The sequence below is a fragment of the Yersinia intermedia genome (assembly GCF_900635455.1).
Lineage (GTDB): Bacteria > Pseudomonadota > Gammaproteobacteria > Enterobacterales > Enterobacteriaceae > Yersinia > Yersinia intermedia.
In genome coordinates this window covers 1,091,382-1,117,201 of record NZ_LR134116.1, presented here as the reverse complement: position 1 = coordinate 1,117,201, position 25,820 = coordinate 1,091,382, and the positions used below count along the sequence as shown (strand labels likewise).

Below are 25,820 nucleotides of genomic sequence, written 5' to 3'. Positions count from 1 at the left end.
ATATTTAACGCTTAGAATTTCAAGCTATCAGCAATCTCTTCTTCACTTTCAACCTGACGATCAATTTCGTTCTGCGCCTTATTGGCAATTATCACGAATGGCAGATACATCAGTGTGGCGATGCCTAAGTTGAACAAGCTTAATAACATTGCGGCAATGCTGCCGTTGGTATTGAAGAAGGCACCTAAGCCGACCGGCATGGTCCATGGCGCAATATTGGTGATTGGCGGAATAAGGCCGGTGTAATACGCCACTGAAGTGATGATGGCTAACACCGGTTGAACCAAGATGAACGGAATAAAGAACAACGGGTTCATTATGACCGGCAAACCAAATAGGATTGGTTCGTTTATCTGGAAAATACTCGCCGGTGCGCCCAATTTTGCTACCTGACGATAATCCTCACGGCGGGAAGCAATAAAGATGGCAATAACCAGTCCAAGTGTTGCGCCGGTGCCCCCCAGGAAAATATAAGAGTCAACAAACGGCTTAGCCCACATATGGAATTCTTTACCGGCAGCCAGTGCCGCAGCAACAGAACCATACTGGGTATAGGTTGCAACGTTCTCCAATGCAAATGGCATCATAATGCCACTTTCCAGTGCAGATAAAGCCATCGCACCGTGTATCCCGAAGAACCACAACAGCGAGGAACACATGACATATACCCACCCCACGACACTGCCCATCTTCGACAACGGCGCTGATATGGTATCCATAATGATCTGGTGGAAGTTGGTGCCATGCAATCCAAGGGCATAAGCAATCACGCCCATGATGGAAAGAATGATAAACCCAGGAATCAATGCCGAGAAAGAACGGGAAACTGACGTCGGCACACTGTCTGGCAGACGGATAACCCAGTTACGCCGCACAATAAAGGTAAATAGCTCTGCCACCACCAAACCGATGATGATACCGGAGATGATATTAGCACCACCTAGCCAATTAGCACCGACGGCATAGGCTTCGCCAACACTGTATGGCGTCACGGTCATAAAAGCAGCAATAGCCAGCAGGGCTGCTGCCAGAGGATCGACTCTCTTCTCTTCAGCCAACGCCATGCTGATAAAGAATGGCGTCATTAGCGACATAATGCCGAGGGTACCGTTATAAACGTTACCGCCTATCGCTTTAAAACCATTAAGTGTAGTGATGGTATCGGCATCTAACCTTACACCCATCGAGAAAAAGAATGACCCGTCACCAAAACTTAAGAAAACATTGTTAATCAGTACGAACATGGCACCCGTCAGGGTTAACGGCATCAGCCGAATAAACCCATTCTTGATAGCATTAATATGTTGCTGTCTGCCTATTTTAATAGCAAAAGGCAAGATGACCTTTTCCAGAGAATTAATAAATGCGCTCACAGTGCACCCCTTATTGTTTTGCTTTTTTTATTGCGGCTACGGCAGCTTTTAATACCCCCAGTCCGTCGACTTTGCCGTATAGGAGCGCGTCGATCACTTCAACTGGCTTATTGGGGAACATTTTTGCCACTTCAGGCAACATGTAAGCGATTTGCGGCCCTAACAAAATAACATCCGCTTGAGCGCCATGTTCTGCCGCCAGTGCCTCAGGGTAAGCATTGATAATCACGGGTACGTCATACTTCTCTGCTTGCACTTTCATTTTCGAAACCAGTAGTGAGGTAGACATACCGGCTGAGCAAAATAGATAAATTTTTTTCTTTTCCATACCCAACACCTTTTGATGTTCAAAAGACACACGTTAACTATATGCCAGTGCAATGGTGAATTCCCTTTATCTGTACTTTATCGTGCCCCTTGCCCAGCCCCATTGTTTCTGGTTGTCGGCAGTATATGGCGTTAACAGTTAAGACAGTAATTCAAGTACTCACATAATCGTCTCTGGTTGACTTTTCATATTGATGCCCTTCACATTTCTAAGCAAATGCAATGTGATGTTTATCGCAAAATGATGATTCTTTTTCTTGGCGAATTAAGTTTAATATACTTACATATCATTTAGTTAATTATTATTCACATATTAGTGACGGATATTTTTCACTAGCAATAGGCGCTAGTGGCTGGCAGCAGCATTAATTAGGGCACCTTATCGGTTTGCAGAATTGTTTGAACTTAACCTTTGCCACTTTTCCATTTGCTCAGCTTGTGAGCTTTTTTTGTGGAACGAAATCTGAATGCTGTCCTCCGCATAACGCTGACAATAGCAATGAGTCGCTGATTTTCCCTTAATACTCTAAAGTTAACAGGTGTTTGCATTTTAAAGGAGCGACTAATGACGATATTCAGAAATAGAACACTGAGCTATAGCTTGAGCGGCTTGTTATTTAGCGTATTTGTTTCGATGTCCGCCTTGGCCGCCCCGGTAGTGACCGTAACAGAATTACAAGGTGGGTTGGATCATCCATGGTCACTGGCATTTCTGCCTGATAATGGGGGGATTTTAATCACGGAGCGCTCTGGGCAGTTGCGTTTGTGGCAAGCAGGGAAACCACTATCACCGCCTTTAAAAGGTGTGCCAGACGTCTATGCCAAGGGGCAAGGTGGCCTATTGGAGGTGGCGTTATCACCAACATTTCCTCAGGATCGCCGCGTATATCTAAGTTTTGCTGAAGCGGGGGACGAGGGGAAAGCGGGCACCGCTGTGGGTTATGGTCGTCTTGATCCCCAGGGGACAACCATTGAAAACTTTAAAGTATTCTTCCGCCAACAACCTAAATTATCTACCGGTAACCATTTTGGCGGTAAATTAGCTTTTGATAAGCAAGGCCATCTCTTTATTACTCTGGGCGAGAATAATCAGCGCCCCACGGCTCAAGACTTGAGCTTACATCAAGGTAAAATTGTGCGTCTGGCACTTGATGGTAAGGTGCCGAAAGATAATCCGTTTACCAATAAGCCTCCGGCAAAGCCGGAGATCTGGTCCTATGGTCATCGCAATCCACAGGGTCTGGCGCTTAACCCATGGACTGAAGTGATGTGGGCTAATGAGCATGGTCCTAAAGGCGGCGATGAAATCAATATCCCACAGGCCGGGAAAAACTACGGCTGGCCATTAGCCACTCATGGTGTTAACTATTCAGGTTTAGCCATTCCAGAAGCGAAAGGTACCCATGTTGAGGGCACCGAGCAACCGGCATATTACTGGGAGAAATCACCCGGTATCAGTGGCATGGCTTTCTATGACGCAGCCCGCTTCCCCATGTGGCAACATTCACTATTTATTGGCGCATTGGCTCAGAAGGAGTTGATTCGCTTGCAGTTGGATGGCGACAAAGTGATTGCAGAGGAGCGTCTACTGGGTGATCGCGGTGAGCGTATCCGCGATGTCCGGGTCGGGCCAGATGGTTATGTCTATCTGCTAACAGATGAGAGTGACGGTAAGCTACTGAAGGTCGGGTTGGCGGCGGGCTCATCATCCGAATAAGGGGTTTGCCCATAAAAAAGCCGGAGAACATCTCCGGCTTATCGTGTTATCACGGGCTAACGGTCCGAAGAAGCCTGCCATAAATTAAGCTGCCCATCGACCACATGCTGATCAATCGCCCGTAACTCTTCAGCACTAAAACTCAGGTTAGCCAAGGCTGCACAGTTTTCCTCCAACTGCTCTGGGCGACTGGCACCGATCAATACCGAGGTCACACGATTATCTTTCAATAACCAGCTCAATGCCATTTGTGCCAATGATTGCCCACGTTGTTGAGCTAACGCATTCAGTGCCTTGATACTGCGCAGATTAGCGGCTGATAGCATATTCTCCTTCAGCGAACCGCCAGCTTCTTTTTTCATTCGAGAATCATCGGGAATGCCATTAAGGTATTTCCCCGTTAACAACCCTTGAGCCAACGGGGTAAAGGCAATACAACCTACCCCCTGTTGCTCCAATGTATCTAATAAATGAGTCTGCTCAACCCAACGATTCAAAATATTGTAGGAGGGCTGATGAATAAGCAGTGGAACCTTCCATTGCTGCAATAGCTCAACCATTTTGGCGGTGCGTTCAGAAGAATATGATGAAATCCCCACATACAGTGCCTTGCCACTTTGTACCGCCTGAGCCAGTGCCGAGGCGGTTTCTTCCATTGGCGTATTTTCATCTACACGGTGCGAATAGAAGATATCAACATAGTCCAGCCCCATACGCTGTAAGCTTTGATCCAGGCTGGCAAGCAGATATTTGCGCGAACTGCCCGCACCATACGGGCCAGGCCACATGTTATAACCTGCTTTGGTCGAGATTATCAGCTCATCACGGTAAGGCTTAAAATCGTCGTGCAGCAATTTACCAAAATTTTGCTCGGCTGAGCCAGGAGGTGGGCCATAGTTGTTGGCCAAATCGAAATGAGTAATCCCTAGGTCAAAAGCTTTGCGTAATAATGTACGCTGTGACTCTAATGTATTGTTAAAGCTAAAGTTATGCCACAGCCCAAGCGATAACGCCGGAAGCTGCAAGCCACTTTTTCCACAAAAACGATATTGCATTTGGTTATATCGGGAAGGATCTGCTTGGTAGGGCATGATAGCTCCTGTCTCTACTTATCTGATTTTGAAACGGCATTTCTATTTTAACGCTATCCTTTGTCCCCGCAAGTGATACCCCCCACGCAATCGGTATAAAGTTCTATCATTGGCAGCAATAGAAATATAGTTTCATTACGGAATAATCCATGTGACAAACCATATTCCATCCCGATTATCTTCTTCGCTAATTACCCGCTTATTTATATTTTCCCCTCTGATTAAACTCGAATAAAGCATAATACTTAAGGCTGATAATTCGTCATATTCGAAAGATCCCGTCATTTATTTGCACTACAATTACCCTTACTCTGAAAAATTATTATTGAGGGCATTGTTATGACTGCAATCGATGTAATGTGGGTTGGATTTGGTGGCGGTCTCGGCTCACTTTTACGGTGGTGGATAGGGCTGAGGGTCGGCAAAATATACCAAGGTAATTTTCCTCTTGGTACTTTTCTGATTAATATTTCTGGTGCATTTGTTATTGGATATCTGAGTATTCTCTTTAGTGTTGACTGGCGTGATCGCTACGGTGATTTGATCAATGCTGCGGTACTCACCGGTATTCTTGGCGGTTATACCACCTTCAGCAGCATGCAATTAGATGCAGCAAAACTGGCCACCGCCGGTGGCAGGGCGATTGCTGCCGGATATCTGATGATTTCGGTATTAGTTGGTCTGGCGGCAGCGGCATTGGGTGCCTGGTTGGCTTATTAAGCGGAGAGGGATACTATGCCAAATCTTATTATTTTAGTCTTTGTTGGTGGCGCTTTTGGTGCCATGTGTCGCGAGTTTATTATGCTAGCAGTGCCGCGACTGGCCGACGGTTTCCCAATGGATATTTTTGTCGCCAACATTATCGCAGCATTTTTATTAGGGCTAACTACCTCTTTCTTTAAAAAAGATAAAATTAATCAATATGTGCATTTGATGGTCGCTACCGGGATCATGGGTGGCCTTTCAACTTTTTCCAGTTTTGTCTTTGGTGCGGTAGAAATGATGAAAAACCCTGGCGGGATTTTAGTCTCAATCTGTTATTTGGTCGCCAGCCTCATCGTAGGCTTTATCGCTGTTGAATTAGGTTTGATGATTGGCCCTAAAGAAAAACCGAAAGACCCACCAGCAACGGCTGAATAAATATCCGTTAACGGCTAAAAATAAAACACCCTCAGTGTGAGGGTGTTTTTATCTACTACTGTAGATTAAGCTCATCAGATCAATCTAACTTCTGACAGTGACCAAAGAACATGTCTGTAATAAGATCGTTATTGATGGGATCGCCATTCAGGGTTCTAACCAATAGTTCGCTGCCGAGCAGGGGCAATGAGAACACCATATCGGGGTTGACCCGTTTAACTTTTTTCATATTCTGACTTTCATTTACCAATGCCAGCGTTTTAGTCGACTCACCTGCGATTTCTTTAGCGGCTAAAATGGTAAAGGTATTATCAGCATCACTGTTACATAAGGCGATAATATATTTTGCTTTAGCTGCTCCCGCCAATTGCAATGTTGCAACCGCTGATGGATCGCCCTCGATAATATCTGCATCGGAAGGAAATTCATGTTGACTACCGGCAGCGATAACGACAGTAACCTCATCACCCCGGTCACGTAGACCGTTATAGACATTCGCAGCCAAGGAGTTGGTACCGACAATAATAAAATGATTTTTACGTTCCACGTGAGAAATCCTGCCTTTAACTATTCGTTTGATATTATTACTGATCATCGGCCCGGCAATGGAAGAAATTGAAGCAGCAAAGACGGTTATACCGGAAAGAATCACCGTAAGAGTAAACATCCGCGCCAGCGTGGTATGGGGGATAATATCCCCAAAGCCCACAGTCGACATGCAAACGATCGCGAAATAGAAAGCTGTAGGTAAATCGGTCACGGCCGGAGCAAACTCATCGCCCATATAGAGTGTACCGAGCATGCTATAGACGATCAATGAAGCAATACTGACGACCGCAAAGAATGTGCCACTACCAAGGCTATGGTAATCAAAATCGCGCCAATAAAAAATCAAGGCAACAATAATCACAATGGAATAAGTCGTCAGTGTATTATGATCTTTCAGAATAAAGAGATTGATAGCCACAATAGTAACCAGCAACAACACAGTGAAGAACCATGCAATACGGGTTCCCATCGACAGTGCTATTGCCATCAATATCAGTACCAGGCCGATCATAAATCGCGGAATTTCAAATAATTCAAGAAAACTTAATGCCTCCTTCCAAGTATTGAAATTGTTGATAGCGTCGGTTGAATGAGATATCGCCCGCAAAAGTACTGGGCTTAAGACCAGATACCCATTAATTGCCACCAGTATAGCAAGGCAAAAAGGTATCGAAACTTTAGACTTAATTTCCTGTAATATTTTCATCAATAGCGTGACTAAAATTGTTATAGGTGAATTAAGTATAGATAAAAAAACGGGAAAATTCATGGTTATTTTAAAATATTTTTGATGAAAATCAAATGATAAGTTTTATGAATAGTGAGCTATTTGCCCTGATTTATAGTTATCCAATATTAGCAGGGAGTGAAATTAGATTAAAACCCAGTGGCAGCATTCACTATTGCGAGGCAGTAGATTATGACTATTAGATATAAAGTTCATTTTACACAATGTAAAGTTACCCATACTAAATAACGAAGAAATTAATCAGTTTGATTATTGGCATTAATGCTAATTATGCACGATAATACAGCCGTACTCAGGGTGACGATATCGACTAAGATGTCATAACCGATTGATGTATATCATCCTTGGTTTAACCTTGTGAATATTAAATAATATTTGACAAATAAATAAGGAAATAAGCATGTCCTACAAATCACTTCGTAATATTGCATTGACTGGTTTATTGCTTTCCGCTGCCGCGACAACCTTTGCAGCTACACCTACAACCGCTAAAGCAACGGGCACTACCCCGAGTGATATGACCTGCAAAGAATTCCTCGATCTGAATCCTAAGTCATTTACTCCGGTTGTTTATTGGGTATTAAATGATGACACTCAATATAAGAAAGGTGATTATGTTGATCTGCATGAAACGGATACTATCGTGACACCTAAAGTAGTTGAAGTGTGTAAAAAAGCACCTGAAAGTAAACTTTCTGAAATCAAGAAAGATATCATGAGTTTCGCAAAAAAACACAACATGTAGCCAATATATAGTGCTAATAAATAAGACACTCATTAATTAACAATGTTTAATGAGTGTCTTCTATTTTTCAAAGCACTAGCGACTTATACTTAATTTATCATAACCGCGCACATAATAATTTACTGCCGAAACTATCCAGCATAATATAAACATTCCAATTATCCAGTAACCTATCTCGCCTAAATTTTCACTAATATTATTAATCGGCGTCCAGATCCCTCCGGTTAGATTCATTTTATCTGCAATTAATCCCAGAGCCTCAATTCCGCCGATAAAGAAAGCAATAATAACCGAAGCTGCCGTGATAGTGATGTTGTAGTACAATTTCCGTACTGGCTTAGAGAAGGCCCAACCATAAGCCCCGATCATGACAAAATTATCAAGTGAGTCGATCAATGCCATCCCGGCGGCAAATAAAATTGGGAATACCATAATGGACCACAAATTCATGCCATGAGTGGCACTGGCGGCGGAAATCCCCAAAACCCCCACTTCTGTCGCAGTATCAAAACCTAAACCAAATAAGAAACCCACCGGATACATGTGCCAACTTTTATTGACCATATTAAATACACGTCTGAACATTCGGGCTAACAAACCACCATTGTTCACAACCAAGAGATCCAGCTCTTCTTCTTGATAGACATGGCCTGCTTTGACCTGTTTGAACTTTTTATACACAGAAATCAGAATGGTTAGATTAAGAAAAGCGAATAGCAGTAAGAATATCGATGACACCAGCGTACCAATCAACCCACCGGTTTCATGAAACCACGCCATATCATCTTTAAACGCCATAGCCGTCGCGGCAATAGCCAGCGAGGCTAATACCACAATGGTAGAATGGCCGAGCGAGAAAAAAGTCCCGACGGCAATCGGTGTTTTACCTTGTTGCATAAGTTTGCGGGTGACATTATCAATAGCCGCAATATGATCCGCGTCAACCGCATGTCGCAGGCCAAAACTGTATGCCAAAAAAGCCATCCCCATTAGTATCGCATTATCATTAAATTCGCTAAATGCCCAAATCCAAGCCAATCCATTGACTACCAGCAAACCAATAAGCAGGTAGATAGCACGAAGTTTGGTTTGCTGATTGCCAAATGCCACTCTTTTTTCTGTCACTGTCGTCATGCTCGCACTCCAGATTATTTTCAGCCGTACAGCGATAAAATGTTCAGAGCAGAATAGCTATTGTCGATGTGCCGGCATCACATCTTTATTCGGAACCAAGAACAGCCATGAAGCTAAAACAAACGGCATGGTCAGTGTTGGAATACCAATCGGTAACAATAAGGTATTCAGCGCACCTTGAACCAACACGGTAAAAATAACCCCCACAATGGTGTAAGCCAGAACACGCCAACTGGGTTTATTAAAGGTCGAACCCAGTGCTATCGCGGTCAAGACAGCGCTGAAAGCATAAAGCCCAGCGTTGATATCGTGGGGATTAGCATTCAGGAAAGCAGCGGTGAGGATAGCTAATATCGCCCCCAAAACAGCAAAAACAGCCGCCCACAAGGATTCCACCGCCAATCCGATAACAAATAGAATCCCCCCAACCAGACTACTAAATAGGAATACCTGGGAAATACCGTTAAACATGCTGACAAAAGCATTACCGCCACCAAAGAGACTACTGGATTCTAATATTAATTGATGCGGCAAAGCCGGTGCTGGTAATCCGTTACTGTGCAAACCGCTAAAGGCGTAACTCGCCAGCAAAATGATCCAAGTGGTGAACACGAAAGGTGCGGTCAATGCAGCGACTTTCCAGGTTTTTAAAATATCGGCAATACACACAGTGGCGATTACCGACACAATACTGCCCAGCACGATGCAAGCCCATAGCACAGGAGTAACCATTAAAAATGTCGGGAGAGCCGCGCCAACCAGGCACCCGTTATAGCCATATAACCCTGCACGCCATGATTTACGGTCGCGCATGGTTAAACCGGTAAGGGTGGCAACCGCCGTACCTAAAACACAGCCATAGGCGACGGCCGGATTACCTTCACCATAGGCACCGACAAATATTGCGATAAAAAAGAATAATCCAGTGAGTGGGTTATTCTGGAACATTACCTGAGCACAGCCACGCAGAGTTGTATCAATAAATTCAATAAAAACATTCGAAGCGGCCAGTTGTGTCCAGCCAGATTGGTTGTCTGTTTTTGCATTCATTATCTTTACCCTTCTTACTTGAAGCTGCAGCGGTGTTAGCTGCTCTCACGCACCCGAATCACTTACTGATGTAAGCTCATCGGGATTCATTCGTTTGCTGCCTTGCTGCAACTCCAATTAATTTGGGTAATACCCTTCTAGCTTGAAGCTGCAACGGTGTTAGCTGCTCTCGTTACTCGGCCCATCCTTGGGCCTCGCATTTACAATACCGGGCTACCCAACCTGAGTATTAGCGCCACAAGAACTGTTCCGGCAGCGTGATTCCGAGAATCTCCTCACGAGCGATCTTCCAGAACTGGCGAATCTCCGCCTTCACTCCGCCGCTATCGATACCCAGAGCTTTAAACACTAAACCACAGTCATTGGGTAAACGTGTTGCCCCACTGGCAATACCGCCTTTAATATCAAAGCGGGCGGCCACCCGTGCCAAAATACGGTCATGATGCTCTTTCGGGGTTAATAAAATCACGTTGCCGAAAGCATCAAATGTTTGCATCACACCAACAGCATCAAGGCTCTCTGACTTCGGTTCCAAAACATATTTCTCAACAAACAACTCTTTCCCAGATAAATCATGAGCCGCCACTTTCGACGAATACACATCAAAGCCGAACCGTTCTTCAGCATGATGATACTTGCGCCCAGACATCAGTATTTCTGAATAAATTGCCGTTGCCGTCGGATGAAGATTAATAGTGGTATCAGTAATAAAACGTGAATTACGGTGTGGGATCAGCGGGTCCGGCATAAACTCCAGATATCCCCCCTCTTCCACGGTAAAATTCTGTATCTGCGAGGCGTAGTTCGCATTCATCATATGAACTTTGGTTGCTGACTGAGTGGTAACATGGGCGCAAGCTCCAGCCTCCACAATCACATCAGTGGCCAGCCTGTCCCCTTGTAAAATACACCCCGAGGTAGAAATCATGGTGACACAAGGTAACTCAGGCATTTCCTCATCCCAGTACAGCGCCTTTTGCACCATCGACGGCACCCGTCTTTCCATTTCGGCCAAAATACTGCGATGTTCACGTTTGGCAAATCTCAGTTTGAGATAGCCACTTTTCCCTACGGCCCCGCTACGCATCTGCGCCGGTTCATCCTGATATTTCGCTAATTCCGGCGCGTTAACACCTAGTGCGTGAGCGCGAACCCGTGAAGGTGTCTCCACGATATTCTGGCTCTGCGATGTCATGCATTTGCTCCTTCAGGCTGTACGTGAGTAAACAGAAAATCACGCATAATCATATCCACCAGCTCTTCAATCCCCTGCCCGGTTTTGCAGTTAGTCAGAATATAAGGGCGCGTGCCACGAACCACTTTGGTATCACTCTCCATTACATCTAAACTGGCACCGACGTAGGGGGCGAGGTCAATCTTATTGATGACCAGTATGTCTGCCTGAACCAGGCCGGGGCCATTTTTGCGCGGAATTTTTTCCCCTTCAGCCACATCAATTACATAGATATAGAAGTCAGCCAGGGCCGGGCTGAAAGTCAGTGTCAGGTTGTCCCCCCCACTTTCAATCATAATCAGGTCACTGTCAGGGAAACGCTCTTCCATCTCTTCTACTGCGGCAATATTCATGCTTGGGTCTTCACGCACCGCAGTATGCGGGCAGGCACCGGTTTCAACCCCAAGGATCTTCTCTTCATCCAAAATGCCTTTCAGAGTACGTTTCACCTGCTTGGCATCTTCTGTCGTTACAATGTCATTGGTAATAATCAGTGGCTTAATGCCCCGTTTAATCAGAATCGGGGTGATCACTTCAATGATGGCGGTTTTACCTGAACCTACCGGGCCACCAATACCAATGCGGGTAATCTTTTTGCGTTTATCGGTTGAATGGCTATTCACGGGGTAATCCTCTTAATTTTGATCTGGCTTTAGCTCTTCACTCGGTTAACACAAAACCAAGCACTCAGAATACTGTTTATTAATCAGCTAATTACTAAATAATCTAACGTGTGCCTTCACATGCACCGCTGCCAATACATCCACAATTGGCACATAAGAAGACATCTGATCGATATCGCCTATTTCGGCAATATCACAGAACGTTTCAATATCATGGTTCAACTCAAACAAGATGCGCTGCGTGTCGAAATGGGTCACGCGCATCAAACGCATAGCCGCACTTAATATCGTCATCGCCACACCGTATTGATGCATAACAACCACTTCCCGCTGCTTTATCCCTTGTGCAGCCATAACCACCGCCTGAGTCGCCGGATAAGTGCCTGCGGTATTGCCACTTTTTATCTGCCCCAACCACCAACTGATCAGCGGGTGCTCCACCACATGGATAGACATCTCCGCCAATTTTTTCCCCATCCGGGTTGCCATCAAGCGGCTCTCTTCATTTAACTTACGGTTATGCACTGCCCAGTCAGCACGGATGATGCCATCACGATCATCTGCCATCACGGCACGATGGGCCGCGACAACCCCCATACCATCACAGCTCGCCGCCTGCTTTAACGCAGTCAGGACAAAGCCTTTTAATGTGGGCACATCATGAACCACGCCGGTTTGAATCGCTGATTCCACACCATTGGAAAACGTAAAGGCCCCGACCGGCAGTACGGAATCACCAAATTGCATAATGCGAATCAGATCTGATGCATTCATTGCGGTGCCTCCCTGCCTGAATCAGTGTTTATGGTCGCTATCATGATCACCATGACTGTGGTCGTGATCGTGGCTATGGCTATGACCATCACCATGAGAGTGAATACTGTGAATATGTAAGCCAGAGCCATGGGGTTCATCCAGAGGGCTGGCGACATGAACATGGGTATCAGTGTCTTCAGCGCCACCAAACAGCAACCGGGCTTCAGAGTTGGTCAGCAGCGGCAGAATCTCCGCCCCTTTAACAAAACGGAAAGGTAAATGCTGGAAGCCGTGGGTTCGCATGACCGAATCCATCATGGTGGTAGCAACTGTCAGCGGTACGTACACCTCATTATTTTTAGTCACCGCCTTCCAATGCTGATTACCCAATGCGTGGCCCAGTTCAAAGCAGGTTTTAATCAACTCATCCGCTGAACGGTTTTTCAGTTCACTCAAATCAATCACCATCACATCGCGCAGATGGATCTGCACCACTACGGCTACATTGCTTTCTTCATCCCATGTCAGCACATCACCATCAGCAAGTACTACATGTCTGTCGAGAGAAATACCGAGATCCAGCCCTTGCAGGGTAGATTTACGGCAGCGGCTTTTTTGCGCTTCCCGTTGGTCCAAAACCAACAGATCAACAGTGGCATTTTTAAGTTTCGCCTGCCAAACCGGATCTTTTTTCACATTGCCAAGAATGTGCTCTATCAAAATCATGTTGTTGACTCCTTGCCTGTATTTTTTAGCAAAAACCAGTTGCCCACAGTAATGAAGTCCCTTTCTGTATTATTCATCCAAATGCGCCTCCTCCTTGGCGCTAAATGATACTCACTGTGGGCAAGCTGAAGGCTGAAATAACGGGGTATCCCCCATTAAGCCAACGCCTTGCTAACCAAAGAAATAGCGCTGGTTCATTGATGCTGTTTCGATAGGTTCACAGGTGGCATGTACGCCATCCACTTTCACCGCAAAGGTTTCAGGATCCACTTCAATATTAGGGGTTTGGTCATTACGCACCAGATCATGTTTAGAAATGGTACGACAGTTTTTAACCGCCATAACTTGACGATCCAGCCCCGCTTTCTCTTTCACGCCATCGTCGAGAGCGGCTTGGGAAACAAAGGTGACGCAAGTGTCTTGCAAGGTTTTGCCCATCGCACCAAACATTGGGCGATAGAACACCGGTTGTGGCGTTGGTAGTGATGCGTTCGGGTCACCCATCGCCGCCCAGTTGATCATGCCGCCTTTGATAACCATTTTAGGTTTAGCCCCGAAGAAGCGCGGATCCCACAGTACCAAGTCAGCCATTTTGCCCACTTCAACTGAGCCAATAACATGGCTGACACCCTGTGCAATTGCGGGGTTAATGGTGATTTTTGCCACATAGCGTAGTACACGGAAGTTATCGTTATTCGGCGCATCTTCTGGTAATTTCCCGCGTGATGCTTTCATCGCGTTAGCGGTTTGCATTACACGTAGCCAGTTTTCCCCGACGCGCCCCATAGCTTGCGAGTCGCTGGAGAACATGGAGATGACCCCCATATCGTGCAGGACGTTTTCTGCCGCGATGGTTTCCGGGCGCACACGGCTTTCAGCAAACGAGACGTCAGCCGGCACATTTGGATTGAGGTTATGGCATACCATGATCATGTCGAATAGCTCAGCCTGACTGTTGACACCGTATGGCAGAGTTGGGTTGGTTGAGCTTGGCAACACGTTAGGTTGACTAGCCACGCGGATAATATCGGGGGCATGCCCCCCACCCGCTCCTTCGGTATGGAAGGTGTGAATAGTGCGGCCTTCGAATGCATCAATGGTATCTTCCACATAGCCACATTCGTTCAAACTGTCGGTATGCACGGAAACCTGAATATCCATCTCATCTGCCATGCGCAATGAATGGCGCAGGGCATTGGCGGTCGCACCCCAGTCTTCATGAACTTTATAGCCAACCACGCCGGCAATGGCTTGTTCCAGCAAAGGGCCACGCCCGTAGGAGTTGCCTTTACCCAGAATACCCACGTTGACAGGCAGACCTTCAATAGAGCGCAACATCTGGCGAATATTCCATGGCCCCGGTGTCACGGTGGTTCCGTTGGTACCATCGGTTGGGCCAATCCCACCACCAAAGAAAGTCGCTACACCGTTGGACAGCGCATGATACGCCTGCTGTGGGGAGATCAAATGAATATGGCTATCAATACCCGCGGCGGTTAGGATCAAATGCTCACCGGAAATGGCATCAGTGCTAACACCGACTACCATGCCTGGCGTCACCCCATCCATCACACCGGGGTTACCACTCTTACCGATACCGGCAATTTTGCCATCGCGAATACCGACGTCAGCCTTAATTACCCCTAAACGGGCATCAACAATGGTGACGTTGGTTATCACTAAATCCAGCACACCATTATCGCGGGTCAGATGGTTATTCGCCCCCATCCCGTCACGCAATGACTTGCCACCACCGTAAACGGACTCTTCACCATATCCACGCAGGTCTTTTTCGATTTCGATAAACAGATTGGTATCACCCAAACGGATTTTATCGCCAGTCGTTGGGCCAAATAGACCCGCGTATTCTTGCCGAGAAATTTGAGGCATCTGTCGCTCCTTTCTTTTTCCGGTACGTGTAACGGTTTATACCCTTCATCGTGCAAATTGCAGGTGTGTTGCAACTCTTGTTAACCCGAATCACTTACCGGTGTAAACTCATCGTGACTCTCTGGTTTGCCGCCACCCTACAGCTTGAAATCTATGGGGTATCGCTGATTACACGTATGTGAATTTCTATATTATAAAGGTGTCATTTAGACGATTTGAAACCACGTTCAGCCGCACGACGGATAGCTTCTAGCTTATCCGGGCGTTCGCTATCAGGCACCACACCCTCACCAGTCCAACCATCCACCAGGTTGTTAAAGCCATACAGTGTCTGCTTGCCACCGAAAGGGATCAGTGGAACTTCGGTTTCATCACCGGGTTCAAAACGAATTGCGGTTGTTGATGAGATATTGAGTCTCTTGCCATAAGCCGCAGCACGGTCAAACTCCAGTGCACGGTTAACTTCGAAGAAGTGAAAATGCGACCCCACTTGAATGGGTCGGTCACCGGTATTACGCACTTTAACTTTAGTTACCGGCTTATTTTCATTAAAGGTAATCGGTGTATCGGCTAAAATGCAGCCACCGAGAGGGGTATTCTGTTCTGCATTATTTTTAGTGCTTTTCTTTGCGCTCATGCTTTAATCCTCTGCAATATTCAGTTCAGGTTTTACTCGCATGTTGCCATCATTTATTTAATAGGATCGTGCACCGTGACCAATCGGCTACCGTCAGTAAAAATTGCCTCAACCTGAACATTCGGAATCAGATCAGCTACCCCGTCCATCACATCATCTTTAGTGAGAACTTTGCTGGCTTCTTTCATAACATCTTCTACCGATTTGCCATCTCTGGCCCCTTCCATTGCTGTCACTGTAATGATAGAAACGGCTTCGGGATAATTGAGTTTCAAGCCACGCGCTTTGCGTTTGAACGCCACATCAGACAGCGTGTAGATCATGAGTTTTTCAACTTCTCTTGGGGTGAGCTGCATAAGCCCTCCTGTATCAGGTTAAGAAAGTGAAAGTAAGAAAAAACCGACTCGTGCTATAACTGCTAACTTGCCTGGTCAGTAAAGGGTTATCCCTTGTTATTACTGAAAAATAAGATTTCGATGCTGGTTAATTAGCATATTTCAGAATTTAAGCGCAGCCTCCTTCCTATCTTGTTAGGCCCTTCATTTGAGTTCTGATTTTGCATTTAATTACCATCAATCTGCTGCCCGATATTTTTGCTGCGACTTAAAATAGCAAAAGAACGACTACCCCCCCGTTACATAACAAGACATTACAATCGAGTATGATGGTGTTATCCAGCCTGGTTGATTTGTATGATGAATTTTTGATAGGTGTTTTTTACCGCTTTTAGTTATGCCGATCAATAGGTGAATGGCATCCGGTAATATTTTTTTACTAAAACAGAAAAGGATTACTGCATTTATCCACAGTGAGAAACAAACAGATGAACCGATTAAGCCTCTGTGCCCCATAGCTAATGAATCCCTTATTCAGAGCTAATTTTGGTGTGTGTTTTTTTTGTAACAGAGATGGCTACAAAACAATATATTGCTATAAAAAAAACACCTCTAACCAATATAGACCAAAAACTGGAAAATTCATCATTAATTGACAACTTAATAAAAATCACTCTACCGATGAGATTTACATTAAAAAACACCATTAAATATCAATAAGTTAAACGGATAGAGGCGGATTTATATTCATTGAAAAAAAAGCATGTAAGATATACTGCATCAAAATATGATACTAAGCAGGAGTATTGAGGTAGAAACAAAATCGCACAAAACCTAAGGGTACTTACACTTATACGAACAGGTAATAATATTAACTGCCGGATAACATAATAGCGTCCCTCATGTTAATATAAACTCAAGTCATTTATATAAATTTATCTTAATGTGCTATTCCTTATGTTTACAACGTTATAGTTTCGCATTCTTATCATTACTCAAAGAGTAATGTGATCTTAATCAATAAATTTGTTTTACATAATAGCCCTCCCATCATTAGGCATTGAGTTACTATAATCACCTGATATACCCGTCATACTTTAAGCTGCATGTGCGTTGGCTACACTCAATAACCCGAATCACTTACGACAGTAAGCTCGCCGGGATTAATGAGCCTCATCCTTGAGGCTCACCCTACGGGCTAGCATAAATGCTGTACAAATCGGTTGCCGCCTTCCTGCAACTCGAATTATTTAGGATATAGAGACAGGTCATTTCGCCATTATTAATTAACACTATGGTTATCCTGTTTTTATCCATGCCAAACCAGTCTGAGGCTTAGCCTCGGAGTTTAAATAATGCTTTTTTTTGCTTTCTCGTTCAGGTATCCATATGCGCGAACATACCCTTTCCAATAAAGATTTATTGTGGCTAAAAACAATAAGCCCCAAACGACGGTGTGCAGCCTCATCTAATAACACGCGCCAAATTTGCGCCTGAACATGTGCATCCAATTGTGCCGTTACTTCATCAGCAATCAAATATCGGGTGCGCGGATCCAGTGCCCGTAACAGTGCAATACGAGCCAATTCCCCCCCCGATAACTCATCAGGTCGGCGTTTCAACCAATCAGGATTAACAGCCATCCGCTCAAGCCAATCAGCATCGGGCCGCCAGGCATCATGTAAGCTCTCACCCGTCGTTCGGTAAGGATTGAAACTTTGTTCTGGGTGCTGAGGCACCAATTGAATGGGGCAATAGCCCTTTTTAGCGAGCGGTACACCATCGATTAAAATTTGCCCTGATGTTGCCGATTGCCATTGTGCTAATACACGGCCAAGGGTCGTTTTGCCAAAACCACTGGGGGCCGAAATACCTAAACGCTCTCCCGCCGTTAGAGAAAAGGACAGACCATCCCACAACAGTTTGCCACCTTGAACCACCGTCAGATTATCGACACTAAACATATTCGCCCACCTCTGTCGCGGCTATATGCGGGCTAACAAATTGTTGCTCCGGCAGTGCGGCCCATAGTGATTGTAGCCAAGGGCTACCACCGTTATTCTTCAATTCTTCGGCACTCAGCGTCTCATGTAACTTACCCTGATGTAACACCGCAATTTTATCGGCAAAACGTGCCGCTAATGCCAGATCATGGGTTACCCATAGAATGCCACGCCCTTGTTGGCAAAAAGCTCGCAGGTGAGTCAGCAACTGGCAGGCATGCTCGTCGTCGAGCCATGAGGTCACTTCATCTGCCAAGATATAACGGGCATTAGTCAACGTGGCACAACTGGTCAGCACGCGCTTTGCCATGCCGCCAGAGAGTTGACGAGGGAAATCATGTACCAACCCCGGCGCAAGATTGTAGGTTTGCAGTTGCATTGCCACATCTTCCAACCGCAGTTTTACACCACTAAGCTGCGCGGCGCGGGTCATCTGTGAGCCGACTTTAATTAATGGGTTTAGGGCGCTAACCCCTTGAGGAACATAACATAACGTTTTACCACGCCGCTCAATTTTGTCCTGAGCACACAAAACATCGCCATCAAGGATAATCTCACCATGGCAACGCATATTGTCCGGCAATAAACCTAATACACTTTGCAGCAACAAACTTTTGCCTTCACCGCTACCGCCGACTAACGCCACCAGTTCCCCCGGATTCACCTCCAAAGAAATATTACTCAGCAAAGGATGCCAAGTTTTTCGCCCCAGCCAGCGATAATGAGCAACATCAATAGCGAACCTTGCAAATTTCAACATCAGGTTATCCTCACCCAGAGTTGTTGCAGCGACCGGGCAAACTGGTCAAATACCAATACCAATCCCACCAAAATCAGGCCAGGGAAAAATGCCAGCCACCATGCGCCACTGCTCAGGTAACGCAGTGCATCCGCTAATAATATCCCCAACGACGGCTCATGGGGTGACAGCCCAAACCCAAGAAAACTGAGCGCTGCGCTGTGTAACACCGCATGGGGGAACATTAATAGTGTGCCAACAATCCATTGTGGCAGTAATAACGGTAGCAGATGATGACGCCAACGGTAAAAATTACTGTTACCCAACCGATGAGATAGCATCACATAATCAGTCTCACGAATACGTAAGATTTCTGCACGTAGAATCAATGCGAGCTTTGGCCAATGGGTGAGTGCTACCGCCAGAATAACGCCTTGTTTCCCGCCCCCCAACGTGAAACAGATCAGCACCAACAACAGCAAGTGAGGCAATGCCAACATACTGTCAATTAATCCGCGAATGATATAATCCAGCGTTTTATTGATAGCACACAAACTGGCAGTGAGCATCGCCAACAGCCCACTGGCAAAAGCAGCAATCAGGCCAATTTGTAAGCTGGTTGTCATGCCCTGAAAACAGCGCAACCACAGGTCACGCCCCAGACTATCCGTACCAAACCAATAAGCCGGTGATGGTGGCTGGCGGCGCGCCATCAGATCCATTGGAACTTCAATGGGGTAAATAACCCAACCATAAACGATTAAAATGGATAATAGCGCCAATGAAACGAACAGCCGGAATAACGCCCGGTTTGGGTTATAAGTCATAATTGCCGCGCAGCTCCCCTATTCAAGCGATGTAACAGTGCGTTGGCAACGCTGTTACCGCAAAAGACTAATATGGCGCAAAACATGACGATCCCCATCAGTAACGGAATATCGCCGTGAAGCCCGGCATCAATAGTGGCTTGCCCTAAGCCGGGATAGGCAAAAACTTTCTCCGCTAACAGCGAACCCCCCAGTAATTCCCCCACTGAGGCAAATTGCAGACACAGTGCTGGCGTAATGGCATGGCGTAAAATATGGAAGTGAACCAATGACCAGCCCTTATCCCCCTGTGCGCGGGCATAGCGGATAAATTCGCTGTTCATCACTTCAGCAACTCTGGCGCGGGTATGCAGCGCAATGTTGCCAACACCCAATAATCCTAAAGCCAGCATTGGCAGAATGAGATGGCGCAGTTTATCGCCCCAACTGGCTATTTCAGCAGTGCTGCCGGGTGTCCATGCACAGCAAATCGGCGCCCAATTCAGCTTCACCGCAAATAATGACAGCAACAATAAACCAATCCAGAAAGTGGGCAGCGAAGCCAATAAATATGACAGGGTTGAGATCAGACGATCAGGCCAGCGATTAAGATAACGCCCCGCAGTCAGCCCCAGCAGTAGCCCAACAATGCCGGAGAATAGCCATGCCGAAAGCAGTAACGCAAACGAGGTGGCAAAACGTTCACCAATAACCTGTGAGACCGGCGCGTTATACAGCATGGAGTAACCCAAATCACCTTGCAAAACCTGAGTAAACCAATGTAGGAAACGCTGCCACAAAGGCAGATCCAACCCCCACCGCGCCGCAATCAGTGGATATTGTTCCGGTGGAACATGCAGCAGCTCACTGCCAATATAGGCGCGTATTGGGTCTACTGGGGAAAAGCTCAGCAGCGTAAAAGTGCCTACTGCGGTGATTAACAGCAGGCAAATTAAACGCAGAGTAAATAGCGAGAACCCCTTCATTACTGACAGGTCCATTTCCAGCTATCAAGGCTATTAAGCAATGACCAGGAACCATGGATTTCCGGTGCCCCCTTGCCTAAATCAACGCAATCATTAGCCAGGTAAGTATGCTGAATATTCAACAACCACGCCCATGCCGCATCACCACGAATACCGGCACCGGTCGTTCCATCCCAATCAACCTGTTGCCAAAATGGCACCGCTTGTTCCCAAGTTGGTGCGTCCAGTGCCTGTTGCAGATGTTTATCAACTACCGGATTCTGGTAGTAGCCCGGATTATAATATTCAACACCGGCAGCTTTACTGCTGTAGTGATGGTACAGCTCCATTGGATCAAGGCTACCCCAGCCAAATAACGTGGGGTTAGCATGCATATTACGTTCAACGTTTTCCCAGCTACCGGATTTCAAATCAACATCAATACCAATAGGTTTTAGCATCGAACGCAGTGCCTGGGCTAAATCGCGCCGCGTAGTATCACCGCTGGTATACCAAAGCGTCACGTTGGCCGGAACCCCACTCTTTTCCCGAATACCTTGGCTGTTTAGCTTCCAGCCAGCCTGCTCTAATATCTGTTTGGCTTGTTCGATATCACCATCTTTAATGGCCGAATCTGGGTTATTCCATGGTAACCCCTGCACACCTGTATAGGCAGGAATAGCATGACCTTCCATAATTTGGTCGGCCAGAAGCTGACGGTTGATGGCATAGTTAATGGCACGGCGGATAGCAACATCAGCCGTTACATCATTACCAATCGGGTAACCATGCGCATCCTTTTTACCTGCTGGGGTGGTTGGGAACACAATGCCCCGGTTTTCCACACTTGGTCGGACCCATAACTTCATGTTTTTAACCGGGCCGGCCGCCATCGATGGTGGAATACGAACTACCCCTAACTGCCCACTTTGTGCTGCAGCAAAGGCGCTATCTTCGTCAAGGAAAACAAAAATCAGTTTATCGAAATCATTTTTATTACCCGCATAATGAGGGTTAGCTTCCACGATCATTTGCTGGCCAGGTTGGAAACTCACCAAACGGTACGGACCAGCACCAATAGGGTTTTGCGCATAGGTTTTGGCATTATATTTATCAGCAGAAACAATCCCCAGCGATCCCAACACATTTACAAAAGTACTTTGTGGTGCTTTCAATTGGATACGAATATTGAGGGGATCAATTTCTTCGGCGCTGAGGAAATTACCCATATCGACTTTACCGCCACTGGCAGCCGCATTGTTATAGGTAAACACCACATCTTTGGCTGTCAGAGGAGAGCCGTCAGAGAATTTGAGGCCCGGCTTGAGCGTCAGTAACCAGGTTTTACCGTCATCGCTGGTTTTATACTGGCTCAGCAGAAAATCATGCCAGCTAAGATCTTCATTTTGTTTTAGCAACGGGCTATGCAGCAGCAGATAGCTGCCGTGACTCCAGCCTAACATCGGGTCAAATCCTTCTGTGGGTTCATCACCGATAGCCAGTTGCAGCGTATGTGTTGCGGCACTAACGGGAACAGAAAAAACACTGAGTAAAGCCGCTGTTAGTAGGGTATTTCGGAGCCATAGACGTTTAGACATGAATCATCCTTTGATAAATTAGCCAGCAAATATAGGGCATTGCCTGTCAGACAAAGATTCAACAAGTAATTAAGCGTAGCACTAAACATTAATATGAGTAATTGATACCATGTTTAGCATTAATGACTAATTTTCTATTCTTTACTTGGAACTTAACAGCACTAAACTGATAAATATCAGATTTAGATGAGGAAAATCAAAGAAAACCAAGACAGTTCTAAAGTTGACTATAAATAAAGTTGATCTACATCTATAAAAACAACAAAAAACATTAAATTAGATAACCGATATATTCATTATAATATCACCTTACAACATAATTCGCCGATTAGTTCCCACAAACCAAGAGAGATAGCCTATTAATTAGCACACGCGCCATTTCATCCAAGTGGTTAATTATCGCGTCATCAGTTCAATTGTTATTGCTAATCAGCAAAATATCACCAGGATAATAGGATAAGTTCCAACCAGAGATTATTTTCCACTGAGTGAAACCTATCATAATAATGAGAGAAAGAGAGTGATTGAGTAGACATTCCTTCACATCAGAATATTTTTTGTGGCAAAAACATCTTTCGCTATCCTTTACTCCCCCGCTAACATTGAACGCAAAATAGCCCCCGCATCCTTAGGCGAGAGCGTTAATATCTGGGTATACATATCGATGGACATATCACAGATTTTTTCGCGATCGGCATCAGGAGCGGCTGGATTTACGAACATCTGTAAATCATTACCGTACTGCTGCTCCATCCGCTGCACAATGGCTTTCAGTTTGCTTTCATGCTCTTGATCGGTCGGCTTTACGAACTCACCAGTAGAGGCTTTAAACAAAAGATTGATCGCCTCCAGATCACGCATTAGCAGTTCGGTAGGTAACACTTTAGTGCTATTAACTCCCCCACTGACCTGCGGGAAGAGAGCTTTAAAACAGAGCATTTCGCTACGATTATGTTCCTGATAATAGCGCAACTCTTCCAAGATAACTTGCATATAAGTAATCACATTTTCATCAGGCGCGCGCTGAATGCGTTTTACCGTTAACTCCGCAATTGTCTGCTTCATTTCGTCAATCAGTTGCTGCTCAGAATGTCCCGCTTTTATCGAATTGACAAAATTGTTAATCAGTTGAGTATACAGCACCGGGTCTTGTTGCTTTATTGTCTGTAATACTGGAACGTTTTCAAAAGAATCTTCTATTCGCGCACGATCACCGTTCCGTAGCCCGTTCGGATTAATATATTGGTAATAAATAATATTCCCGACCACAATTGGAATAATAACCAGCAGAATAGCACTAATCTTATTAAGTTTATTTCTGTTGCGTAATATTGTTGTGATACCAGACAAAACCACACCAACACCTGCGGATACCATAACCTCCGTCCAATTCACCGCTAACTCCTTTATGCTATATATTAAAGCAATGAAACTATTTTACTTACACGTATATTAAAAATAACAATATGCAGTACATAGTATAGTGACCACAGTGAATACCTAACCATTAGGCTGGTAGCTCATCTCATAAAAATAAGCGCTAAATGGCAACTCATACAAAGCTTGAGTGCTCTCCAAAAGCAAGGGGAGGATTTTTGGCTCACAGCGAGCATAGTCTTCTGTCGGATATTGGCGCTGGCAGTATCCTTGTGGGCTATCGATAAAGTTCATCTTCGGAATGCGTTTAAGCACTAAAACTTTCCCTGCGCTGCACCCCATTTGAGGTTCAATAAAAAAGAAGCTGAGCTGAGATACGAGTGCCGTAATGCTAATAGCCACCACGGCTATCCACAGATAAATAGACCGCATACAGAATTCCCGCAATGAGTAAACGCGGTTACTCTATCAGCTAACCGATAATGAGCGCCAAGAATAATAACGCCAATTGCCCTGCGCACGAAAAAACGACATGTTTACATTCATATATTACAACCACAGTTCACCGGATCACTGGGTTTATCAATGGCCAGAGTTTTAGTGTGCATCGGTAACCCCTCATCACGCCAGCCCGTTACACCACCTATCATCTCCTTAACCATATAGCCAAGTTTGCTCAAGTTAACAGCTGCGCGGTGAACACCGTTACAGTGTGGGCCAGCACAATAAATCACAAATAATGTCTCTGGTGGATAAACTGAAAGCAAAGTAGCATCCATTAATCGATGAGGAATATTGATAGCTCCCGGTAGGTGTAGCGTGGCAAATGCCGCCTCACTACGCACGTCCACCAACACAAAATCCACATTACCTTGCTGCTGGCAGGTATAGACATCTGAGCAATCAGTTTCAAATGCTAAACGCTGAGAAAAGTACTGTAATGCGCGTTCGGCACAAGCCGGTGGGGTTTGACTGACTAAACTGCTCATATGATTTCTCCATTCAATATTATAAAACACCACTTTATGAAATGGCATTAGCTGATTACAGTGGCAGACATGACAATAAACCACTGAGATACGCCAATGAATATTTCCACTGCGTCAATATCTGCCAACAGACCAAAGGAAGAGCCGGGATTAGTGGTGACGCTGGCTTACGACGGATTGTGCCTATTTGAGTTTGGTATTGCGCAGGAAATATTTGGGTTAGCGCGCCCTGAATTTGATTTTCCCTGGTACCGGCACCAAGTGGTAGGTGTAGATCAACACATCACAACGGCCAATGGTGGTCTACATATTCGAGTTGATACCGATCTGTCCCTACTGGAACAGGCTAAAACCATTGTAATACCCGGTTGGCGTAGCCCTGACTCTCCCCCTCCAACAGCACTTATCGAGGCTTTGCAGCAAGCAGTTGCACGCGGTACACGCATTATATCCATCTGTTCTGGTGTTTTTGTACTGGCGGCAGCGGGGTTATTACAGGGGAAAAGCGCCACGACTCACTGGCGCTATACCGATTATCTGGCGCAACACTACCCTGACATTCATGTCGATGCCAATGTGTTGTATGTTGATGAGGGGCAAATTATCACCTCTGCGGGTAGCAGTGCCGGTATTGATGCCTGCTTACATCTGATTACCCGTGATTTTGGGGCTAAAATTGCCAATCAGGTAGCACAGCGGTTAGTCATGGCACCCCAGAGACGGGGTGGGCAACAGCAATTTATTCCACTGCCTCTTGCCAAAGAAACGCATCGGGATATGGCAAAAATGATGCAGCAAGTGCGCGGGCAACTGGCCCATAATTGGAGTGTCAGCCAGATGGCTGCCGAATTGGCGCTCAGTGACAGAACATTTTTACGGCATTTTTCTGCCGCCACGGGCCAATCGCCCAAAATATGGTTACAGCACGAGAGAATGCACAAAGCGAAAGAATTACTAGAAAGGGATCAGATGAGTATTGCAAGGATTGCTGAATATTGCGGATTTCAAACCATTGAAGGTTTTAGAAATGCATTTCGCCAAAAAGTAGGGATCACACCTGCAGTGTATCGGCGGCAGTTTAAATATAACTAAGGGAGGTGTTCCAGAGTAAAGAATCAATATCGACAAGATTAGAAAACAAAAAACCCCGCCGTGGCGAGGTTTTTAGGTTGTTGGTAATTCTTATTTAAGAAATAAGAATAATATTATTGAGGATATTATTGTCTGCTCCGGCTTAGGCCATCATCGCTATCGCAACTTTCCAACAA

26 protein-coding genes are annotated in these 25,820 nt (G+C 45.5%); 5 read left to right on the top strand and 21 right to left on the bottom strand.

Features of this window, described 5'->3' with window-relative positions:
- Positions 1–11: 11 nt before the first annotated feature.
- Together chbC and EL015_RS05205 are read right to left on the bottom strand one after the other, a co-directional pair.
- Positions 12–1,373, bottom strand: a complete 1,362-nt coding sequence (gene chbC / locus EL015_RS05210) for a PTS N,N'-diacetylchitobiose transporter subunit IIC (protein WP_005188787.1) — start codon at positions 1,371–1,373, stop codon at positions 12–14.
- Positions 1,374–1,383: 10 nt separating this feature from the next.
- Complete coding sequence (locus tag EL015_RS05205; protein ID WP_032907013.1) at positions 1,384–1,701, bottom strand: PTS sugar transporter subunit IIB; 318 nt, start codon at positions 1,699–1,701, stop codon at positions 1,384–1,386.
- Between the two features lie 564 nt (positions 1,702–2,265).
- On the opposite strand from EL015_RS05205, the gene EL015_RS05200 reads away from it, so the two are divergent.
- Positions 2,266–3,417, top strand: a complete 1,152-nt coding sequence (locus EL015_RS05200; RefSeq protein WP_005188792.1) for a PQQ-dependent sugar dehydrogenase — start codon at positions 2,266–2,268, stop codon at positions 3,415–3,417.
- 56 nt (positions 3,418–3,473) lie between these two features.
- Here the strand turns inward: EL015_RS05200 and mgrA are convergent, their stop codons facing one another.
- Positions 3,474–4,508 carry an L-glyceraldehyde 3-phosphate reductase gene (gene mgrA, locus EL015_RS05195; RefSeq protein WP_032907015.1) on the bottom strand — a complete coding sequence of 345 codons (1,035 nt, stop codon included), beginning with the start codon at positions 4,506–4,508 and terminating at the stop codon, positions 3,474–3,476.
- A 339-nt stretch (positions 4,509–4,847) separates the two neighbouring features.
- On the opposite strand from mgrA, the gene EL015_RS05190 reads away from it, so the two are divergent.
- Both EL015_RS05190 and crcB read left to right on the top strand, forming a co-directional pair.
- A complete protein-coding gene (locus tag EL015_RS05190; protein WP_032907016.1) occupies positions 4,848–5,228 on the top strand; it encodes a fluoride efflux transporter FluC in 381 nt (126 codons plus the stop codon).
- 15 nt (positions 5,229–5,243) lie between these two features.
- Positions 5,244–5,648, top strand: coding sequence for a fluoride efflux transporter CrcB (crcB, locus tag EL015_RS05185; protein ID WP_005188803.1), 405 nt, complete (start codon positions 5,244–5,246; stop codon positions 5,646–5,648).
- Between the two features lie 79 nt (positions 5,649–5,727).
- Here the strand turns inward: crcB and kch are convergent, their stop codons facing one another.
- A complete protein-coding gene (gene kch / locus EL015_RS05180) occupies positions 5,728–6,903 on the bottom strand; it encodes a voltage-gated potassium channel protein (protein WP_005188807.1) in 1,176 nt (391 codons plus the stop codon).
- Positions 6,904–7,345: 442 nt separating this feature from the next.
- Between kch and hdeB the strand changes: the two genes are divergently transcribed.
- Positions 7,346–7,690, top strand: a complete 345-nt coding sequence (gene hdeB, locus EL015_RS05175) for an acid-activated periplasmic chaperone HdeB (protein ID WP_005188814.1) — start codon at positions 7,346–7,348, stop codon at positions 7,688–7,690.
- 75 nt (positions 7,691–7,765) lie between these two features.
- On the opposite strand, the gene EL015_RS05170 is transcribed toward hdeB, so the two are convergent.
- The 17 genes from EL015_RS05170 to EL015_RS05085 form a co-directional block, all read right to left on the bottom strand.
- Positions 7,766–8,824: a HoxN/HupN/NixA family nickel/cobalt transporter gene (locus EL015_RS05170; RefSeq protein ID WP_005188818.1), complete on the bottom strand. Its 1,059-nt coding sequence runs from the start codon at positions 8,822–8,824 to the stop codon at positions 7,766–7,768.
- A gap of 57 nt (positions 8,825–8,881) precedes the next feature.
- Entirely contained in the window at positions 8,882–9,874 is a 993-nt protein-coding gene (yut, locus tag EL015_RS05165) for an urea transporter (RefSeq protein ID WP_005188821.1), read from the bottom strand.
- A gap of 229 nt (positions 9,875–10,103) precedes the next feature.
- The gene (locus EL015_RS05160) at positions 10,104–11,069 is read right to left on the bottom strand and encodes an urease accessory protein UreD (RefSeq protein WP_032907018.1); all 966 of its coding nucleotides are present in this window, start codon (positions 11,067–11,069) and stop codon (positions 10,104–10,106) included.
- Complete coding sequence (gene ureG / locus EL015_RS05155) at positions 11,066–11,731, bottom strand: urease accessory protein UreG (RefSeq protein WP_005188826.1); 666 nt, start codon at positions 11,729–11,731, stop codon at positions 11,066–11,068. The genes EL015_RS05160 and ureG overlap by 4 nt, the downstream gene beginning before the upstream one ends.
- An 87-nt stretch (positions 11,732–11,818) precedes the next feature.
- Positions 11,819–12,505 (bottom strand): urease accessory protein UreF, encoded by a 687-nt coding sequence (locus tag EL015_RS05150; protein ID WP_005188829.1) that lies wholly within the window; start codon positions 12,503–12,505, stop codon positions 11,819–11,821.
- A 21-nt stretch (positions 12,506–12,526) separates the two neighbouring features.
- Positions 12,527–13,213, bottom strand: coding sequence for an urease accessory protein UreE (gene ureE, locus EL015_RS05145; protein ID WP_005188831.1), 687 nt, complete (start codon positions 13,211–13,213; stop codon positions 12,527–12,529).
- Positions 13,214–13,384: 171 nt separating this feature from the next.
- A complete protein-coding gene (locus tag EL015_RS05140) occupies positions 13,385–15,103 on the bottom strand; it encodes an urease subunit alpha (RefSeq protein WP_005188833.1) in 1,719 nt (572 codons plus the stop codon).
- A gap of 202 nt (positions 15,104–15,305) precedes the next feature.
- Positions 15,306–15,740, bottom strand: a complete 435-nt coding sequence (locus tag EL015_RS05135; RefSeq protein WP_005188835.1) for an urease subunit beta — start codon at positions 15,738–15,740, stop codon at positions 15,306–15,308.
- A gap of 53 nt (positions 15,741–15,793) precedes the next feature.
- Positions 15,794–16,096: an urease subunit gamma gene (locus tag EL015_RS05130; RefSeq protein WP_002215288.1), complete on the bottom strand. Its 303-nt coding sequence runs from the start codon at positions 16,094–16,096 to the stop codon at positions 15,794–15,796.
- 1,277 nt (positions 16,097–17,373) lie between these two features.
- Positions 17,374–18,039: an ATP-binding cassette domain-containing protein gene (locus EL015_RS05120; RefSeq protein WP_032907545.1), complete on the bottom strand. Its 666-nt coding sequence runs from the start codon at positions 18,037–18,039 to the stop codon at positions 17,374–17,376.
- Positions 18,032–18,838: an ATP-binding cassette domain-containing protein gene (locus tag EL015_RS05115; protein WP_005190686.1), complete on the bottom strand. Its 807-nt coding sequence runs from the start codon at positions 18,836–18,838 to the stop codon at positions 18,032–18,034. The genes EL015_RS05120 and EL015_RS05115 overlap by 8 nt, the downstream gene beginning before the upstream one ends.
- Positions 18,838–19,644 carry an ABC transporter permease gene (locus EL015_RS05110; protein WP_032907546.1) on the bottom strand — a complete coding sequence of 269 codons (807 nt, stop codon included), beginning with the start codon at positions 19,642–19,644 and terminating at the stop codon, positions 18,838–18,840. Before EL015_RS05110 ends, EL015_RS05115 begins: the two co-directional genes overlap by 1 nt.
- Positions 19,641–20,609 carry an ABC transporter permease gene (locus EL015_RS05105; protein ID WP_072088766.1) on the bottom strand — a complete coding sequence of 323 codons (969 nt, stop codon included), beginning with the start codon at positions 20,607–20,609 and terminating at the stop codon, positions 19,641–19,643. Before EL015_RS05105 ends, EL015_RS05110 begins: the two co-directional genes overlap by 4 nt.
- Positions 20,609–22,186 (bottom strand): ABC transporter substrate-binding protein, encoded by a 1,578-nt coding sequence (locus EL015_RS05100; protein ID WP_005190688.1) that lies wholly within the window; start codon positions 22,184–22,186, stop codon positions 20,609–20,611. The genes EL015_RS05105 and EL015_RS05100 overlap by 1 nt, the downstream gene beginning before the upstream one ends.
- A gap of 585 nt (positions 22,187–22,771) precedes the next feature.
- Positions 22,772–23,581 carry a hypothetical protein gene (locus EL015_RS05095; protein ID WP_032907548.1) on the bottom strand — a complete coding sequence of 270 codons (810 nt, stop codon included), beginning with the start codon at positions 23,579–23,581 and terminating at the stop codon, positions 22,772–22,774.
- Positions 23,582–23,686: 105 nt separating this feature from the next.
- A complete protein-coding gene (locus tag EL015_RS05090) occupies positions 23,687–23,995 on the bottom strand; it encodes a hypothetical protein (RefSeq protein ID WP_005190694.1) in 309 nt (102 codons plus the stop codon).
- 110 nt (positions 23,996–24,105) lie between these two features.
- Positions 24,106–24,552, bottom strand: coding sequence for a rhodanese-like domain-containing protein (locus EL015_RS05085; RefSeq protein ID WP_032907549.1), 447 nt, complete (start codon positions 24,550–24,552; stop codon positions 24,106–24,108).
- Positions 24,553–24,648: 96 nt separating this feature from the next.
- Between EL015_RS05085 and ftrA the strand changes: the two genes are divergently transcribed.
- A complete protein-coding gene (gene ftrA, locus EL015_RS05080; RefSeq protein WP_005190701.1) occupies positions 24,649–25,644 on the top strand; it encodes a transcriptional regulator FtrA in 996 nt (331 codons plus the stop codon).
- The last annotated feature ends 176 nt before the right edge of the window (positions 25,645–25,820 follow it).